Genomic DNA, 17,727 nt, shown 5'->3' with positions numbered 1-17,727 from the left:
TGAATTTTATATTTAAGAATGAAAAATGATGATTGTTTTTAGAAAGGATAATTGATTCCGACATTGTAAACACCTTCCGAAAAATTATATCCTTTAAACCATCGTTGATCCTCTATTCTAGCGGGATTAAATGTTTTGAAACCTAAATCCAATCTAACTACAAAAAAGTCAAAATCATACCGAAGTCCTAAGCCACTACCAACAGAGATTTCTTGAATATCATCCCAGCTAGAAAAAACGGCATCCTCTTCTTCTACACTGTCTAGAACATTCCATATGTTACCAGCATCTACAAAAAATGCTCCGTTAAGAGAACCTAAAATATTATATCTATATTCTAAATTTAACGCAATTTTCATATTCGCTTCGTTAAATTCGTTTCTTCCTCCACTACTTCCTGGACCAAGATCATATGGAAGCCAAGCTCTATTGTCATTAGGGCCACCACCAAAAAAACTTCGAGCAAAAGGGATGCTATTTGCGTTTCCAAAGGGTAGGGCAATCCCACCAAATGCTCTAAAAGCTAACACCCTTTTTCTTCCAAGATCCCAATGCTTGATGTAATCTAGTTCTGTCTTAGCATATTGTGAGAATTCAACACCAAATACTTCAAAACGATCACGTGAATTTTCTTTTAGACCTGCTAGATTAGAAACAGTATTTAGTACATTCCCAGCGAACTCTATTTTTGCTCTGAATCTTGAAAAGTTTTCGTCATAAAGATTTTCTCTGTTATTTTTTAAATATGTATAACTAGATGCAAAAATTAGGTTGTCCTCGGTTAATCGCTCTTTTCGTTCATTAATATTACTAATTTCTTGTAATTGATCTGTAGTTAAATCACTATCAGGTGCTGTTCCTAATGATTGTGCTATAAAACTATTTGCACCAGATGGAATTGATAAGATGTTTTCGCTTGTATTATCCGGGTCAAAGAAAGGTGAATTAGAATCTAATACTTCTGTCGCAATATTATTAAGTCTGTTAAAAGAGTTAGAGTATACATTAAAATAATTACCTGTATTAAGGTTACGAACATATTGAACGTTTACTAAGTCAATTTGATTAGTAAGCTTGGTACTGGGTTTCCATTGGTAGTTAAATATACCAGATGCATTTTGTTTGTCAAGTCCAATGTTTTGTTGTGTATTGATACCAAAAATCAAGTTCGTAGTTGGCGACATGTATTTTGGAATAATTTTTCTTGTTCGGATAGGAAAAATTATTTTAGGAAATGATAGTTTAAGATCTACTCCAATTTCTGAGATATCAAAAAACTGTCCGCTTGGATCTACTGGATCCTTAGAAGAACCAACACTACCTCTTGCAGATATTTCAAAAATTTCTGCTCCTCCAAATACGTTTCGTATTAAGAAAGAACCGCTGAAACCAATTCCAAATACTTGAATATTAGAAGTAGATACATCAAATTCTACATTGGTGCTATATTTTTTTCTTGGTGTAAGTAAAACACTTGCAATAAGGTCAGTTCCTTCTGGGCTATCAGGGTCAATACTGTATCTTATATTTGGGTATTTAAAAGTTTTAAGATTGTTGATTTGGTTATAGGTAAGAGTTCTGTCTTTGTCCTTAAAAATCTCTCCAGGCGTAATTAAAATGGAATTTGTTATTGCTTTACGCGTATATCTAAGTTTATCATAACTATAAATATTGTATCCGTTATAAGAAACGCTATCTTTTGGTATTGCATTTCTGTTTTGATAAGAATAGTCTGTGAATACGTTTACCTTGCTTATTTTGTGGACCTTAAAAGGCAGTCTTTTAGTTTCTTCACCTTCTTTAATTTGTCTGTTTTTGATAAGTAAATTGAGTTGTATTTTTTGATCGGTATTGACAGTATCTGCATCGAATTTGATGTATTCTTTTTCGAAATTATACAATCCAGAATTTCTATATAAACTAGTAAGTCTTTCTCTTTCTGATTCTATATCTAACGTTCGATATTGTTTTCCGGTTACTATGTTAGATTTGTTTTGATGTAATTTATATATAGAATCAGCAGCTTTAGACTCTATTTTAGTGTTTAGAGAATCAATAAAATAGGGTTTAGAAGGTTGGATGTAATATGATACAGAGGCTCTTTGATCCTCGTTCAAGTTTATTTTGTAATCTGTTTTTACATTAAACCAACCATTATTCCAGTAATAAGATTGTAATCTTTTTACAGATCGTTTTGCTTTAGATTCATCGATTATAGTTGGAGTCTCTCCCGCTTTTTTTAGCCAATTGTTAATTCCTGTATATGCTACACCTAATCGATTAACTTGTTTTTTAGATAAAAAATTATTTAATCTTCGTTCTCTATTTGGTTTATTATGTAACCAATTTTGATATGATGAGTCAGGGTTTACCTTAGCAAGATTATAAAGATGTAGTCTAAAAGGAGTCCAAGCAAGTTTAGAATTAGGCTTTTGGTAAAGCTGATTATATAATTTAGCGTCGTTGGTTTTAGTGCTGTCAACAAAAATTTCATTTTTAGTCAACAGGTGTTCTTCCTCTGGCACTCTTTTAATCGCATTACAAGAAATTAAAAAAATTGTAGATATTACAACAAATACTATTTTTGTGAGCAGGTGTTTCAATCGAGATTCATTATTGTGTCAAAAATACATTATTTGTATGGTTAGCAAAAACCAAAAGAAATTAATAAATAGTTTACATCAAAAAAAGTACCGAAAACAACATGGATTATTTGTTGCAGAAGGTAAAAAGGTGATTAATGAGTTGCTAGAAGCTGATTTGAAGCTTCATTCACTTTTTGCTTTGGATACTTCTTTTTTTAAAATAAGTTCAGAAAAAGTTTTTACTGTTACAGAAACTGAGCTTAAAAGCATCAGTTTTCTGACGACTCCGCAGTTTGCATTAGCTATGTTTTATATTCCAGAAACTCAACTGTTGAAGAATGATGGGCTAATTTTAGCGTTAGATGACGTTAGAGATCCAGGAAATTTAGGGACAATTATAAGACTATGTGATTGGTTTGGTATTAAAGATTTAGTTTGTTCAGAGCAAACGGTTGACTGTTTTAACCCAAAGGTTATTCAGGCAACAATGGGGTCCGTAACAAGAGTTAATATTGTTTATACGAATCTAGAGCGTTTTTTAATTTCTGGAAGAGAAGAAATGTCGGTATACGGCACTTTTATGGATGGCAATACCATTTATAGTGAACAATTACCTAAAAAAGGAATTATTGTGATGGGGAATGAAGCGAACGGTATTTCTTCTGATATAGAGCAATTAGTAAACAAAAAGATTGCAATACCAAGATTTGGAATTACTCCAGTAACAGAAAGTCTTAATGTGGCGACTGCAACTGCTATTATTCTAAATGAATTTAGGCGAATTTAAAAACTACTGGAAGGTAAAATTGATGAAAATTCCTCTTGACGACATTTTATCAATAGCAGCAGTGTAAGGGCTATTAGGGTCGTTATCGGCTACTAACTCATCAGACATAGCGAATACTCCTCTAATAGAAGGTGTAAATTTGAAATAGAACATGTAAAAGTCTATTCCAAATCCAAGTTCGAAATAATTAGTATTCGTTTTAGTTCTAAATTGTCCTACACTATTATCATCGGGATTATCCTCATTACTTGATAAATTAATAGAGGTAGATACTCCTCCAACAATAAAAGGTTTAAAATTATTAAGCCTTTTGGTAGATATTTTTAGTAAAAGAGGGATGTGTACATAGGTTGATGTTACTTCTCTAAATCTTTGAGAATCTTCAAAATCTGGTCCAGTAAATGTAAGATCTCTTCGAACAAAAGATACCTGAGGTTCTAGTCTAAGATCTAGATAATCATTGATTCTCATATTACCTAATAATCCTACATTAAAACCTATAGATTTTGCTACTTGAACATCACCATCCAATATAGGTTCTTCTCCTTCTGGTGTAGCTTTATAATCAAAATTAAAATCATAACTATTAAACCCAAGGATATAACCCCAACTTAATCTAGGTTTATCGTAATTTTGAAGATTTCTAACTCGTTCTTTAGAAAACAATTGTGCACTCACATTCTGAGTACAAACGATAACAGCTATTGCTATAAAAACTCTTTTCATATTATTTTGTGGCTGTATAAATTGTGGCAACACCAAAAGTTTGCGGATTATCCTCGACTTCTATAAACCCAATTTTTCTCAAAATATTGTTGAAAGCATCTCCATAAGGAAAAGCTGCGGCACTTTCACTAAGATATGAATATGCAGATCTGTCTTTAGAAAAGATCTTCCCAATTAATGGTAAAATTAAAGAAGTATGTAGTTTATATCCTTGTTTATAAGGTGTTTTGGTGGGTACAGAGGTTTCTAAAACAACAAAAATACCTCCAGGTTTTAAAACTCTATATATCTCTGATAGACCTTGATCTAAATCTTCAAAATTTCTTACACCAAAAGCTACAGTAATTGCATCGAAATAATCATTATCATAAGGTAGGCTTTCTCCATCTCCTTTAATCATAGAGATTGTCTGATCTAATTTCTTAGCCTTTACTTTATCTTTTCCAACTTCTAACATTCCTGCAGAGATGTCTAATCCGATAATTTCTGAAGCACCTGTTTTAGCTAAGTTTATAGCTAAATCTCCGGTTCCGGTTGCAACATCTAGAATGCTATTCGGTTTTGTGTCTGCAACTATTTTTACAACCTTTTTACGCCACTTTACATCAATTCCAAAAGAAATCACTCTATTAAGACCATCATAATTACCAGAAATAGTATCAAACATTTCTGTAACCTGTTGTTTTTTGGTCGTGTTTTTATCTTTGTATGGCGTTATTTTTTCTGACATTCAAAAAAATTTAGGCAAATATACATTTTTGATATGGATCGTAGGAAAAGAATGTCATTAAGTTGTTATTAGCTTATTGTTTTACTTCTATTTATCGATTTTGTAATTATAAAATTTATTCTATCATTTCATTGATTTTTTGTAGTATCTGTTCCCTTCTGTATTTAAGTGCATGTAGGTGTTCTCCTTTAAATTCTAGAAACTCTTTTGGTTCTGATGCATTGTTGTATACGATTTCGCCTTGTGTAAATGGTACATCTTTATCTTCTTTACTATGCAAGAAGAGTTTAGAAATTTTGTTAATGGTTTTTATGTCTTCTTTTGCTGAGTAGGGAGAGATATAGTTTTTTTCTAAAAAATCTTTGTACTCAGGTACGTGATACATGGCGATATCTGTAAAGGATGCCATAGTTCCTTCTAATACTAATCCTTCAATTTTATCTTGATGATTTTTGGCTAGTAAAGTAGCAATTTGAGTTCCAATAGAGACTCCATATATTATTTTTGGAGTTTCTTTTATTCCTTTTTTCTTAAGAAGAGTTTCAAAGAATAATTCACCGTCTTTAGCTATGTTATTGTGTGTAGGAGTTCCTGTTGATTTTCCGTACCCTCGAAAATCAACCATAACTACCTGAAAGTTATTTTCTGCTAATATTTGTGTTAAGGGAAGGTAGTATGTTATATTTCCTCCAGCTCCGTGAAAATAAAATATAGTTGCTTTTGGTGTTTCTTTTGGTTTTAGAATTAATACAGAAATTGTATCAGTTTCTGTGTTAAGCATTAATTCTTCATAATTTTCCCAAGCTATCTGATTTAAATCTTTTTTTGGGAAATAGAATTTGTCGTCCATTTGTGCTTGGACGAAAATAAGTTTAGTAATAAATAATGCTAGTAATATAAGTTTCGTTTTCATAAGTAAAAAGTTAGTATTTATACTGCTAAGATGTTGCTATTGCAGAAATCTTGAAAAGAATAATTACTGAGTTGTTATTTTTAGCTTATGAATTGTGTTTAGAAATAAATAAGTTCTTTTTAAAAAAAGCAGATTAGGAAATTGTTATTTTACTTCGCTATTGGTTTTTATTAATTCAATAATAGTATTTCTTAAAGTGTGAATATTTCCACTTTTGTTGTTTGTTAAAATAATGATGGTAGTACTGTTTAATTCATTTTTACTTATAATAGATTCATAGTTACCGCTTGTTCCATGATGTGTGTGTTCTATTATTTTTTCTTTTTCATAGACGACATTTCCCAACGCAGATTGCATGTTGTTCTTATCTAAATTTGTGGTTTTGCTGATCTTGAGCAATGAGTTTTTACTGATGATTTTACCAGAATGCAAGTTTTTTATAAGTTGAAAAAGGTCATTAGTTGTAGTAGAAAATAGAAATATAGGAGATGTTATAACGAATGGAAGTTTGTCTTCTTCAAATTTGTTGTTAAATGGAAGGGCCATTGAATCCCTATTCTTATATGGAAATGAGATGTTAAATGTACTTTGTTCTAGATGTAAAGGTGTTATGATATTTTGGTTTACATAAGAAGAGAAGGTAGTATCTGTAATACTTTCTACTATTTTTGAAAGTAAGAATGGGCTGAAGTTTGTATACAAGTAGTCTTCTCCAGGTGTAAATTCTAATTTAGATATTTTTGATAGATCATTTATGAGGTTTTGATCATTTATTATTTCATGTTTTCTCCAATCAATTTTCGGTAATCCGCTTGTGTATTGTAAAAGATTAATAATCTTAATATTGTTAGACCAATCCGGCAGATAATTAAGGTGTTTTTTAATGGGGTCGTGTAATTGTAAAAGACCTTTTTCTTCTAATTGCATGATAGTAATTGCGGGAATTTCCTTATAAATAGAACCGATATTAAATCTGTCAGTCTCTTTAAGGGAGTTTTTTTTGTAACCATCAGAAAAGCCAATTTCGTTTTTGTATATGATTTGGTCGTTTTTAGCGATTAAAATATTTCCATTAAATTTTCCGTTTTGATTTAATGATTTTAATAATGAATCTATTTTCTTTTCTATTATAAGATCACTTTTGTTTTCTGTTGAAGAGCTGTTGTTATTCCTTGTATTACAACTAACAGTGAATAGAATTAAAGAAATTGTAAATATTGAAATACTTAGTGCAGAATGTTTCATGATTGCTTTTTGATTGATGATGTTCTTTTAAGACGGTTAAAGTATATTTTTTGTTACAGTTGCGTTTAAGTATTATTTGTGATTCTGTAGTTTAATGATTAGTTGTCTATGAATACTAGTACTGCGGAATTTTTGGTAAGCCCTATGTTCTTGTTAATTGAAAAAGAATAGTAGATATAAATAAGTGGCTAGTTATTAATTGTTTTATGAATTAATGAAATTCCACTATCTTTGTAGGCTTTTATTTTTCAGCAAGAAATTTTCACTTTGTTTTTAAGGGGATTTTGCTGAAGTTTAATTTTATCTTTTGATGATAAATAACAGAAAACACAGATGAAAATTATTATTGCCGGTGCTGGTGAAGTAGGATTTCATTTGGCAAAATTACTTTCATTTGAATCTCAGGACATTACCCTGATTGATCCTGATAAGGAATGCTTAAATTATGCTGATAGCCATCTGGATATTAGAGTGATTAAGGGAGATGCTACCTCAATAAGTATTTTAAAAGATGCCAGAGTACAGAATGTTGATATGGTGATTAGTGTTACTTCGAGTGAGACTACTAATATTACCGTATGTGTTTTAGCAAAACAATTAGGTGCTAAGCGAACAATTGCCAGAATTTCCAATACAGAATTTATAGAGAATAAAGAAGAAGTTGGTTTTATCAAGTTTGGAATTGATGAATTGATTTCTCCAGAAGCGCTAGCGGCAAGTGAGATAGAATTATTATTAAATCAATCGGCTTTTAGTGATAGTTATGAGTTTGAGGATGGTGCACTAACCATGGTAGGAACAACTCTTTCTAGTAGCGCATTGTTTGTGGATAAAACTGTTAGAGAGGCTGCCGAGATTTTTCCGGAACTACATTTTATGCCGATAGCCATTCAAAGGTCTGGAACGCAATACACGATAATTCCTAGAGGAGATACAAAATTTAAGGAAGGGGATCAGGTTTATTTTGTTACTTCTAAAGGAGGAGTAGATGAGCTTTACAAGTTAACGGGTAAGGTAAAAGAACAAATTAAAAAAGTGATGATCTTGGGAGGTAGTAAAATTGGTCATAAAACTACCTGTGATCTATGTGATCATAAATTTAGAGTAAAGCTGATCGAAAGTGATAAAGATAAAGCATTTGATTTAGCAGATGATTTGCCAAATGCATTGATTATTAATGGAGATGGGCGAAATGTAGAATTGCTTGAAGAAGAGAATATAGATGATATGGATGCCTTCATTGCCGTAACAGGTAATTCTGAAACCAATATCATGTCTTGTTTAGTAGCTAAATCTAAAGGAGTGCGTAAAACAATTGCCTTGGTGGAGAATATGGATTATTTTCAGCTTTCTCATTCTATAGGTATTGATACATTAATAAATAAAAAACTATTAGCAGCTAATAATATTTTTAGATTTATCCGAAAAGGAGAAGTAGTTGCTATGACAAAGCTTAATAATATGAATGCTGAGTTGTTGGAGTTTATTGTAAAGCCAACATCTGAAGTAAGTGATAACTTAATTAGAGATCTAGATTTTCCTCGTTCGGCTATTATAGCTGGAGTTATAAGAGATGGAGTTGGGATGATTCCTTTAGGAGGTTTTTATATTAAAGCTGGAGATCGAGTAGTGGTATGTTGTCTACCTAAATCCATTAAGAAGATAGAAAACCTTTTCTTGTAACATGTCCAAACTAAACTTTAAAATTATTACTCATATTATGGGGCTTCTTTTGCTCTGTAATGGAGGGTTTATGTTAATAGCAACCATTATAAGCTTTATTTATAAGGATGGTGTTACAATGCAGATAATGTTAGCAGCGTTATCGACCATGTTTGTGGGTATAATTTTAATGTTTCTTACTAAGGAACATCAGAAATCAATAAATAAGAGAGAAGGATATATAGTTGTTACGTTTGGTTGGATATTTATGTCTTTAAGTGGAACGCTACCTTATATATTTTCTGAAGCAATTCCATCATTTACCAATGCTTTCTTTGAGACAATGTCTGGTTATACAACAACTGGAGCTTCTATCCTTAATGAAATAGAAATTGTTCCTAAAGGTGTTCTTTTTTGGCGTAGTCTTACACATTGGATCGGTGGAATGGGGATTATTGTTCTTGCGGTAGCTATTCTTCCGTTGTTAGGAATAGGAGGGATGCAGTTATTTGCAGCAGAAGCTCCTGGTCCAAGTGCTGATAAGTTACATCCAAGGATCACTGATACCGCAAAAAGGTTGTGGTTAATATATTTTGGATATACAGCGGCAGAGACAATCTTATTAAAGCTCGCTGGAATGGATTTTTTTGATGCGATAAATCACGCGCTGAGTACATTGTCTACGGGAGGATTTTCTACAAAAAATGCAAGTGTCGCTTATTGGAATGATCAACCCTTAATACAGTATATTATTATTTTATTTATGTTCCTTGCTGGAATGAATTTTATTCTGAGTTACTTTGGTTTTAAAGGGAAATTTGGAAAATTTCTTAAAGATGAGGAGTTTAAATGGTATGGTATTTCTATAGTGGCTTTTACTGCTGTTGCTGCGTTGATTATTTATTTAAAAGCGGATCCAGCAAATTCTGTTATAGATCATCCTATGGTTTTTGGAGAAGCAGAAAGTGCTTTTAGACATTCTTTGTTCCAAGTGTTGGCTGTTATTACTACTACGGGTTTTGTTTCTGCCGATTTTACAGTTTGGACTCCTTTTCTGAAGATCGTATTCTTTGGATTAATGTTTTTAGGAGGTTCTGCGGGATCCACAGCGGGTGGAATGAAAATAGTAAGGCATCTTATTACAATTCGTAATGGTATTTTAGAATTTAAAAGAACATTACATCCTAGAGCTGTGTTGCCTGTGCGTTATAATAAAAGAGCGGTTTCTAAAGAAATCGTATTTAATATATTGGCGTTTTTTATATTATACATGTTATCCTTTATAATAGGGTCTTTAGTGTTAGGAATGTTAGGGTTGGATTTTGAAACTGCCATAGGTGGAGCGGCATCTTCTTTAGGAAATGTAGGGCCTGCCTTAGGGAAACTAAGTCCTGTAAATAATTTTGATGTACTACCAGCCTTCGGTAAATGGTGGTGTTCTTTTCTAATGCTTATAGGAAGATTAGAGCTGTTCACAGTTCTTATTTTGCTTACTCCTTTCTTTTGGAGAAACAGATAATAATTTACCAGAGTTAAGTAATTAGTAAGATTCTTCCCAAGGGCCAAAAGCATATGGGTTGATATGCCAAAGCTCTGCGACTTTTTTAATAGTATCCTTCACACAACCTTTTACACTTTGCAGGTATTCTGGTTCTATAAAAAAGATGTCAAGAATTGATTCATAATATGAAACAGTCTCTTCTACATCAGTAGGAGTATAGTTTAGAATTTCGTCTTCGGAATAAGGGCTATTAAAATTTTCTTTGAAAATTTCAAGCACATTTTTTTGAACAATACGTTCTTTTTCAAGAATGTCCATAAATACAAAAGTAGGTTTTAAGATTGTTATTTATGTTCAAACTACAATTATCTCTTCTTTAAGTGTTTTCCCCAAAACATTTAATATAGCAATCTAATAACTCAAAAAACAATAATTTATTTTTAGGAAAATAAAAAGCCGATGATTTTTATTGAATCATCGGCTTTTTAATAAAAGTTATACGGTATTGCTAATTTAGCTTAGTGCTTTTTTAATTCTATTGATTGCTTCTTTGATTTGTTCTGTACTCGCAGCATAAGAAATTCTAATGCAATTTCCGTTTCCAAAAGCGTCTCCAGTTACCGTAGCAACATTCGCTTGTTCTAATAAAAACATAGAGAAATCAGATGCGTTTTTTATTGTGTTTCCGTTAATAGTTTTACCAAAGTAGTATGAAACATCAGGGAATACATAGAATGCTCCTTCTGGTTCATTACACTCAAACCCTGGGATTTCAGCTAATAAATCTAAAATTAATTTCCTACGGTTTTTAAATTCGTCAACCATGTATTGGATTTTACTAACCGGAGCTTCTAAGGCAGTAATTACTGCTCTTTGTGCAATACAATTAGCGCCACTAGTTACTTGTCCTTGCATTTTATTACAAGCTCTAGCAATAGCTTTTGGAGCTCCTATATATCCAATTCTCCATCCGGTCATAGCAAAAGCTTTAGCAACTCCATTAACAGTTACTGTTCTCTCGTACATATCGTCAAATTGGGCCATTGAAGCATGATCACCGACATAATTAATGTGTTCATAGATTTCATCACTAACAACAATAATATCTGGATATTTTTGAAGAACATCTGCTAGTGCTCTTAATTCATCTTTGCTATATATAGAACCACTTGGGTTACAAGGTGAGCTATACCAAATCATTTTAGTCTTAGGAGTTATGGCTTGTTCTAATTGATCAGCAGTCATCTTAAAATCATTCTCTATGGAAGTTTTTACTTCTACAGGAACACCTTCCGCTAGTTTTACAATATCACTATAACTTACCCAATAAGGGCAAGGAAGTATAACTTCATCTCCAGAATTTAAATATACTTGAGCTACATTATAAAGAGATTGCTTTGCGCCGGTCGATACAACAATCTGAGAGTGATCATAGTTTAGATTATTGTCCCTTTTAAACTTTGTTATAATCGCGTCCTTTAATTCTACATATCCATCTACTGGAGTATAAGAATTATAATTGTCATTAACGGCCTGAATTGCGGCATCTTTAATAAAATCTGGAGTGTTAAAATCTGGTTCTCCTAGGCTTAACCCGATAATATCTTTTCCTTCTGCTCTTAATTCTCTTGCTTTTGCAGCCATTGCTAAAGTTGCAGAGGCTTTAAGCTTGTTGATTTTGTCTGATAATTGAATGCTCATTTCTGATACTTGTGTGCTCATTTTGGTAATTGGTAAATAAAAGTTATGACTGCATAGCGGGTTTGATTCCCATTTCTTTTAAATGTTTGAAATGAGCAACAATCGCTTTGCGAGTGGTTTTATATTCATTATATGGTAAATTAAATTCTTGCGCAGTTTGCTTTACAATTTTAGAAATTTTGGTATAATGAATATGGCTAATATGTGGAAAAATATGGTGTTCCACTTGATGATTTAATCCTCCGGTAAACCAGTTGATCAATCTATTTTTTGTCGAAAAATTTACTGTAGTAAATAACTGATGTATTGCCCAAGTGTTTTTCATAGTTCCCGTGGTGTCCGGAAGCGGCATTTGTGCTTCTTCTACCATATGCGCTAATTGAAAAACAATACTTAAAATAAGTCCTGCTACATAATGCATTACGAAAAAGCCTATTAAAATTTTCCACCAAGAAACAGACATAATTATCATAGGGATAACGATCCAGATCAATACATAAATAATTTTTGTAACTACAATAGTGCTCCATTGTTTCAAGGGACTTGGTAGCTTACCATATGCTAATTTTCGAGCTAAATATCTTTTGGTTTGTTTAAAATCTGTAGTCAGCGCCCAATTAAAAGTTAATAAGCCATATAAAAATACCGAGTAGTAGTGCTGAAATTTATGAAACTTCATCCACTTGGCATGTTTGGTGAAACGTATAACTCTTCCTGCATCCATATCTTCATCGTGCCCGTGGATATTAGTGTACGTATGATGTAATACATTATGTTGTACTTGCCAGTTGTATACATTTCCAGCTAGTACATACATACTGCTACCCATTAATTTGTTAATCCATTTTTTAGAAGAGTATGATCCATGATTTCCATCATGCATTACATTCATTCCTACTCCAGCCATACCAATACCCATTACTACGGTAAGTAATAACATCCACCATTGAGATATATTTAGAGTCAGTATTAAGAAATATGGCGTAAGAAATATTGAAAACATAATAATTGTCTTCAAATGAAGTTTCCAGTTTCCTGTACGTTTAATGTTATTTTCTTTGAAATATTGATTCACACGTTTGTTCAGTGTTCTGAAAAATTTTGCGGAATCTACTCTACTAAATTTTACGGTAGGTGTAGTCATGGGCTTTGTGTTTATGACTTAACGTTTTTCGTCATAATTTATTCGGTAAAGTTAGGTATTTAAATTTTTTTAACTTCTTAAAAAGTAGTAAAATATATTAAGTTAACATGTATTTTTGCTGTTTAAAATTTACTGTATGGATATTCTACTTACATATTTCCCTGATTTAACAGATGATCAAATACAAAAGTTTACGCAACTGGGTGAATTATATAAAGATTGGAATGCTAAAATTAATGTGATTTCTAGAAAAGATATTGATCTATTATACGAAAGACATGTGTTGCATTCTTTAGGAATTGCTAAAATTCAGGGATTTAAGGAAGGTACAAGTGTTTTAGATGTTGGAACAGGTGGTGGATTTCCAGGAATACCGTTAGCTATATTGTTTCCAGAAACCCAGTTTTATTTGGTAGATGTAATTGCTAAAAAAATACGGGTTGTAAATGAAGTTTCTAGCGCTTTAGGTCTAGAAAATGTAAAAGCGGAACAACGCAGGGCAGGAACATTTGAAGAGCGTTTTGATTTTGTTGTAAGTAGAGCAGTTACTAATATGCCCGATTTTGTAAAATGGGTTAGAAAGAATGTGGCTAAAAAATCTTTACATGAATTATCTAATGGTATTTTGTATTTAAAAGGAGGGGACTTAACAGAAGAGCTAACCTTATTCCCCAAGGCAACACAATATAATTTACAAGACTATTTCAAAGAAGACTTTTTTGAAACAAAAAAAGTAGTACACCTCCCAATAAAATATAAGGTATAACTAATATACTATCTGCTAAAAAAAAATACTTTAAGATTGCTGTTTTAAGTTGTTTTTCTTTTGTATAATCTATAGTAATATAGAGAGGCAATAGAACCTATGAAAGAGAATAAAGCAAGCATCCAAAATACATGTTGGTGACCTGTGGCTCCAGGAGAATTTTCTAAAAGATATCCAATTGCTGGTCCCGCGAATATGTCTGGGGTGTATCCTACTAAAGAGATAAGGCCAACTGCTGTACCTGTAAGAATTAATGGGATTTGACCTCTCTGCATAACAGCGAAATAAAGTGAACGTGCTGCGTATACTCCAGTTGCGACTATTAATATAGATAAGAAAAATAATACAGTTGCCGAATCCGAAATTACCCCAAGAGCAAATAACAATGCTCCAAAAAATGAAATAATAAAACTAATGACCAACCAGAAAGTGATTTTAGAACGATCCGCTAGTACTCCAATGATAACTCCAATAACGGGACGAATAAATAAAAGAAAAGTTCCTACCTGCGCAGAAGCTACTTGATCATATAGCATAACATCTTTAGCAAATAAAGAAAATACATCTGTGATTTTATAAGCGACATAAGCGCATAGGATTATAACCATTAATAACCATACAGAAGGCAAACGCAGGACCTTTGTAATTTGAGAAATAGTTATTTTTTCTATAATAGTTTCTTTTTCTGTTTTTTTGTCTAGTTTCATAAAGAACCATACTAGAATACCTATAATAGTAACTATGGCACATGATATAAGAATTACTAGTTTAAAAGCTGTTCTGCTTTCGGAAATTGTAATTTCAGAAGCACTCGAAGTAATAAAAAGAGAGAAAATAAATACACCCATAGCTCCAAATAGAGCGCCAACCAATCCTCTTCCCCCATCTAGAAATCCAAATGCTTTACCCTGAGATGTAGATCCTCCCCATATTCTTGTGGCTTTTATCATAGGAGCCCAGAATAAAAAAATAGTAGTAAAGCCCCAGTAGCCATATAGTATTTTTAATGTGTTGTAACTAGGGAAGGTGGAATAAAGGAGTCCTCCAAGAGCAGTCATCCAAAGAGCGACTGCTATCAGTTTTCTCGGTGGAAATTTGTCGGCTATTGGACCTCCAAATAAATAAGATAGAAAAGCAACAAAGCCATAAGTAGAAAAACAAAATCCTAATTGGATATTGTCTAAACTAAATGTTTCTAATACAGTTGGCCTAAATACGCGAGCTAGAACAAAAGGAAGTATAAAAACTGATTCACCAGCTAAAATGAGTAATAAAAGAAAATACCACGGAATTTTTTTTTGATTCATAAAGCTGTGTGTTAAACTATCACAGACAAGTAACGCAAATTAATTCGGAAACAAAAATATGTAAACACGGTGTTTAGTAGAACTACTTATTTTTTTAAGTTCATACGCATGCGTACTAGATACTTTTCAAAACCTGCTTTCTCATAGGCTTTAATTGCATTTGGATTTTGATCATAGACATCGAGCTGTATTTCTGTAATATCTTGTTTCGTGAGCCAATCTGATAGATGTTGAATTATTTTTTGACTAATTCCTTGTCCACGAAATTCATTTTTCACAAACATAAAGCCTATGTACCCCATAGTATCCTGTTTAAAAAACTCTTTTCGATTTCTTATTTGCCCATAACCACTGCCAACTATGTGTCCATCAACTTCGGCAACAACAACTTCTGTATGATTTGATTTTATATATTCGCTAAGATCGTAATAGTTGATTTTCTCTTCTGTTTTAAGCGTAACATCCATTGGACGTTCTGTTTCAATAATTCCCTGTTCAAAATCAAGTAAGGTAGGGAGATCTTCAATATGTGCTGGACGTATTATCATTTTTTATTTTTTTTGAAAAACACTAATAATTAAATATAAGAAAAGTATCGGTTGTGCTACTATTATGGTAACAAGAGAAATAAGACGGATAATTAATGCAACTTCTTCTATTTTCTCAGTTGATTTAGAAATAGAAAGTAAGGGGGTAAAAATAAATACCAATGTAGCGGTAATTGTAGAGATCAGATGGATATTAGATAGTAATGATCTTCTTTTTTTATTTAATTTATGAATGGTAAAATAAAGTAGCCCAATACCCAAGAATAAAATAGATAAAAACGTAAAAAAATGAGACCAATAAATTACGAAATACGTGTCGTACATATTGATTTTTAGAGTTTCTTTACTAAAAGCAAAACCGTATATCAATAAAATTGGAATCAAACTCCAAAAAATGATATACGGTTTATGTGTTATGTACTTCACCAGAGACTATTCTCCTAAGAATGGATATCTGTAATCTGCTGGAGTTACAAAAGTTTCTTTGATTGTACGAGGCGATACCCAACGTAATAGGTTTAGGTAAGATCCTGCTTTGTCATTAGTTCCAGATGCTCTAGCTCCACCAAATGGTTGTTGTCCTACGACCGCACCTGTTGGTTTATCATTGATGTAGAAATTACCAGCGGCATTTTCTAATTTTTTAGTAGCTTCTGCGGCAGCATATCTATCAGTTGAGAAGATAGCTCCTGTTAATGCATATTCACTAGTTTGGTCAACTAAGGTTAATGTTTCTTCCCATTTGTTATCATCATAAACATAGATAGTGATTACTGGTCCGAAAAGCTCAGTACACATAGTTGTATACTTAGGATCTTCTGCAAGAATAACAGTTGGCTCTATAAAATATCCTTTAGATTTATCATATCCTCCACCTGCAATAATTGTAGCTCCATCATCTTCTTTAGCTTTATCAATAAATTTAGCAAGTTTGTCAAAAGAACCTTCGTGGATTACTGCGGTGATAAAATTACTCATATCCTCTGGAGATCCCATTTTAAAGGATTTGATATCTGCTTTTAAGAACTTTTCTACATCAGCCCACAGGCTTTTAGGAATATAAGCTCTAGATGCAGCACTACATTTTTGCCCTTGGAATTCAAAAGCTCCACGAGAAATCCCTGTAGCTACTTGCTTAGCATTTGCGCTAGGATGCGCAACAATAAAATCTTTTCCACCTGTCTCTCCTACTATTCTAGGATAGGTCTTGTAGTTATGAATGTTAGTTCCGATTTTAGCCCATATATCTTTAAACACATGGGTACTTCCTGTAAAATGTATTCCAGCAAAATCAGGACTAGCTAGTACTGTGTCTGTAATCATTACTGGATCTCCATAAACAACATTTATTACTCCATCAGGAACTCCTGCTTCTTTAAAAATATCTACAATTACTTTTGCAGAATAAATCTGACTATCACTTGGTTTCCAAACAACAGTGTTCCCCATTAACGCCGCACTTGCTGGTAAGTTTCCAGAAATTGCAGTAAAGTTAAATGGAGTGATCGCATATATAAAACCTTCTAGAGGTCTATATTCTAATCTATTCCAAGCTCCAGAAGTAGAATCAGGTTGATCTTCATAAATCTGAGTCATAAACTCTACGTTAAATCGTAAGAAGTCTATAAATTCACAAGCAGCATCAATTTCAGCTTGGAAAATATTTTTAGACTGCGCTAACATAGTTGCTGCGTTAATTTTTGCTCTATAAGGACCAGCTATTAATTCTGCAGCTCTTAAAAATATAGCTGCACGTTGTTCCCAAGCTAAATCAGCCCATTTTTTACGAGCTTCTATTGCAGTATCTATTGCTTTTTGAACGTGTTGTTTTTCGGCTTTGTGATATGTTCCCAATAAATGTTTATGGTCGTGTGGTGGGGACATGGTTCCCGTGTCACCAGTTCTGATCTCTTCACCATTTATGTATAAAGGAACATCTACAGATGAATTATACATTGATTTATATGTTGCCAAAACTTCTTCTCTCTCGGGAGTCCCTGGTGCATATGATTTTACAGGCTCATTTATTGCTGTTGGAACTTGAAAAAAACCTTTTCCCATAGTTGCGTGTATTTTAGTTTAATTTGTAAGATGTGTTAGAATACTTCAAGC

General features: G+C 32.5%; 15 protein-coding genes. 4 read left to right on the top strand and 11 right to left on the bottom strand.

Going from position 1 to position 17,727, the window contains the following annotated elements; all coding sequences use genetic code 11:
- Positions 1-38: 38 nt before the first annotated feature.
- On the bottom strand, positions 39-2,525 hold the full coding sequence (locus NMK29_RS15820) for a BamA/TamA family outer membrane protein (protein ID WP_371924102.1): 2,487 nt from the start codon (positions 2,523-2,525) through the stop codon (positions 39-41).
- A gap of 115 nt (positions 2,526-2,640) precedes the next feature.
- Here NMK29_RS15820 and NMK29_RS15815 point away from each other — a divergent pair, with 115 nt between their 5' ends.
- Positions 2,641-3,372, top strand: coding sequence for an RNA methyltransferase (locus tag NMK29_RS15815; protein ID WP_108801859.1), 732 nt, complete (start codon positions 2,641-2,643; stop codon positions 3,370-3,372).
- Between the two features lie 3 nt (positions 3,373-3,375).
- Here NMK29_RS15815 and NMK29_RS15810 read toward each other — a convergent pair whose 3' ends face one another.
- The 4 genes from NMK29_RS15810 to NMK29_RS15795 form a co-directional block, all read right to left on the bottom strand.
- Positions 3,376-4,098, bottom strand: a complete 723-nt coding sequence (locus NMK29_RS15810) for a porin family protein (protein WP_108801858.1) — start codon at positions 4,096-4,098, stop codon at positions 3,376-3,378.
- 1 nt (position 4,099) lies between these two features.
- Positions 4,100-4,828, bottom strand: a complete 729-nt coding sequence (ubiE, locus tag NMK29_RS15805; RefSeq protein ID WP_108801857.1) for a bifunctional demethylmenaquinone methyltransferase/2-methoxy-6-polyprenyl-1,4-benzoquinol methylase UbiE — start codon at positions 4,826-4,828, stop codon at positions 4,100-4,102.
- A 115-nt stretch (positions 4,829-4,943) separates the two neighbouring features.
- A complete protein-coding gene (locus NMK29_RS15800; RefSeq protein WP_108801856.1) occupies positions 4,944-5,741 on the bottom strand; it encodes an alpha/beta hydrolase in 798 nt (265 codons plus the stop codon).
- Positions 5,742-5,885: 144 nt separating this feature from the next.
- Positions 5,886-6,986 (bottom strand): serine hydrolase, encoded by a 1,101-nt coding sequence (locus NMK29_RS15795; protein WP_108801855.1) that lies wholly within the window; start codon positions 6,984-6,986, stop codon positions 5,886-5,888.
- 333 nt (positions 6,987-7,319) lie between these two features.
- Between NMK29_RS15795 and trkA the strand changes: the two genes are divergently transcribed.
- Both trkA and NMK29_RS15785 read left to right on the top strand, forming a co-directional pair.
- A complete protein-coding gene (gene trkA, locus NMK29_RS15790; RefSeq protein ID WP_108801854.1) occupies positions 7,320-8,669 on the top strand; it encodes a Trk system potassium transporter TrkA in 1,350 nt (449 codons plus the stop codon).
- A 1-nt stretch (position 8,670) separates the two neighbouring features.
- Positions 8,671-10,167: a TrkH family potassium uptake protein gene (locus NMK29_RS15785; RefSeq protein ID WP_108801853.1), complete on the top strand. Its 1,497-nt coding sequence runs from the start codon at positions 8,671-8,673 to the stop codon at positions 10,165-10,167.
- Between the two features lie 21 nt (positions 10,168-10,188).
- Here NMK29_RS15785 and NMK29_RS15780 read toward each other — a convergent pair whose 3' ends face one another.
- The 3 genes from NMK29_RS15780 to NMK29_RS15770 form a co-directional block, all read right to left on the bottom strand.
- Positions 10,189-10,467 carry a hypothetical protein gene (locus NMK29_RS15780; protein ID WP_108801852.1) on the bottom strand — a complete coding sequence of 93 codons (279 nt, stop codon included), beginning with the start codon at positions 10,465-10,467 and terminating at the stop codon, positions 10,189-10,191.
- A 195-nt stretch (positions 10,468-10,662) separates the two neighbouring features.
- Positions 10,663-11,850 (bottom strand): pyridoxal phosphate-dependent aminotransferase, encoded by a 1,188-nt coding sequence (locus NMK29_RS15775; RefSeq protein ID WP_108802307.1) that lies wholly within the window; start codon positions 11,848-11,850, stop codon positions 10,663-10,665.
- Between the two features lie 43 nt (positions 11,851-11,893).
- Positions 11,894-12,994: an acyl-CoA desaturase gene (locus NMK29_RS15770; RefSeq protein WP_108801851.1), complete on the bottom strand. Its 1,101-nt coding sequence runs from the start codon at positions 12,992-12,994 to the stop codon at positions 11,894-11,896.
- Between the two features lie 136 nt (positions 12,995-13,130).
- On the opposite strand from NMK29_RS15770, the gene rsmG reads away from it, so the two are divergent.
- The gene (gene rsmG / locus NMK29_RS15765) at positions 13,131-13,760 is read left to right on the top strand and encodes a 16S rRNA (guanine(527)-N(7))-methyltransferase RsmG (protein ID WP_108801850.1); all 630 of its coding nucleotides are present in this window, start codon (positions 13,131-13,133) and stop codon (positions 13,758-13,760) included.
- Between the two features lie 44 nt (positions 13,761-13,804).
- Here rsmG and NMK29_RS15760 read toward each other — a convergent pair whose 3' ends face one another.
- The 3 genes from NMK29_RS15760 to pruA all read right to left on the bottom strand — a co-directional run bounded on the left by NMK29_RS15760 (position 13,805) and on the right by pruA (position 17,676).
- The gene (locus NMK29_RS15760) at positions 13,805-15,067 is read right to left on the bottom strand and encodes a nitrate/nitrite transporter (RefSeq protein ID WP_108801849.1); all 1,263 of its coding nucleotides are present in this window, start codon (positions 15,065-15,067) and stop codon (positions 13,805-13,807) included.
- 86 nt (positions 15,068-15,153) lie between these two features.
- Positions 15,154-15,615: a GNAT family N-acetyltransferase gene (locus NMK29_RS15755; RefSeq protein WP_108801848.1), complete on the bottom strand. Its 462-nt coding sequence runs from the start codon at positions 15,613-15,615 to the stop codon at positions 15,154-15,156.
- A gap of 432 nt (positions 15,616-16,047) precedes the next feature.
- Entirely contained in the window at positions 16,048-17,676 is a 1,629-nt protein-coding gene (gene pruA, locus NMK29_RS15750) for an L-glutamate gamma-semialdehyde dehydrogenase (RefSeq protein ID WP_108801847.1), read from the bottom strand.
- Between the last annotated feature and the right edge of the window lie 51 nt (positions 17,677-17,727).

Source organism: Aquimarina sp. Aq107 (genome assembly GCF_943733665.1).
In the GTDB taxonomy this organism is placed as follows: Bacteria; Bacteroidota; Bacteroidia; order Flavobacteriales; family Flavobacteriaceae; genus Aquimarina.
Note: the sequence above shows the minus strand (reverse complement) of the source record. Positions and strands in the feature narration are given on the sequence as shown.

Excerpts from the sequence above, each read along its gene's own strand:
- trkA (WP_108801854.1), top strand. The coding sequence starts at position 7,320 with ATGAAAATTATTATTGCCGGTGCTGGTGAAGTAGGATTTCATTTGGCA.
- NMK29_RS15815 (WP_108801859.1), top strand. The coding sequence starts at position 2,641 with ATGGTTAGCAAAAACCAAAAGAAATTAATAAATAGTTTACATCAAAAA.
- NMK29_RS15755 (WP_108801848.1), bottom strand. The coding sequence starts at position 15,615 with ATGATAATACGTCCAGCACATATTGAAGATCTCCCTACCTTACTTGAT.
- NMK29_RS15810 (WP_108801858.1), bottom strand. The coding sequence starts at position 4,098 with ATGAAAAGAGTTTTTATAGCAATAGCTGTTATCGTTTGTACTCAGAAT.
- rsmG (WP_108801850.1), top strand. The coding sequence starts at position 13,131 with ATGGATATTCTACTTACATATTTCCCTGATTTAACAGATGATCAAATA.
- NMK29_RS15785 (WP_108801853.1), top strand. The coding sequence starts at position 8,671 with ATGTCCAAACTAAACTTTAAAATTATTACTCATATTATGGGGCTTCTT.
- NMK29_RS15780 (WP_108801852.1), bottom strand. The coding sequence starts at position 10,467 with ATGGACATTCTTGAAAAAGAACGTATTGTTCAAAAAAATGTGCTTGAA.
- NMK29_RS15770 (WP_108801851.1), bottom strand. The coding sequence starts at position 12,994 with ATGACTACACCTACCGTAAAATTTAGTAGAGTAGATTCCGCAAAATTT.
- NMK29_RS15760 (WP_108801849.1), bottom strand. The coding sequence starts at position 15,067 with ATGAATCAAAAAAAAATTCCGTGGTATTTTCTTTTATTACTCATTTTA.
- NMK29_RS15800 (WP_108801856.1), bottom strand. The coding sequence starts at position 5,741 with ATGAAAACGAAACTTATATTACTAGCATTATTTATTACTAAACTTATT.
- ubiE (WP_108801857.1), bottom strand. The coding sequence starts at position 4,828 with ATGTCAGAAAAAATAACGCCATACAAAGATAAAAACACGACCAAAAAA.
- NMK29_RS15775 (WP_108802307.1), bottom strand. The coding sequence starts at position 11,850 with ATGAGCATTCAATTATCAGACAAAATCAACAAGCTTAAAGCCTCTGCA.
- NMK29_RS15795 (WP_108801855.1), bottom strand. The coding sequence starts at position 6,986 with ATGAAACATTCTGCACTAAGTATTTCAATATTTACAATTTCTTTAATT.
- pruA (WP_108801847.1), bottom strand. The coding sequence starts at position 17,676 with ATGGGAAAAGGTTTTTTTCAAGTTCCAACAGCAATAAATGAGCCTGTA.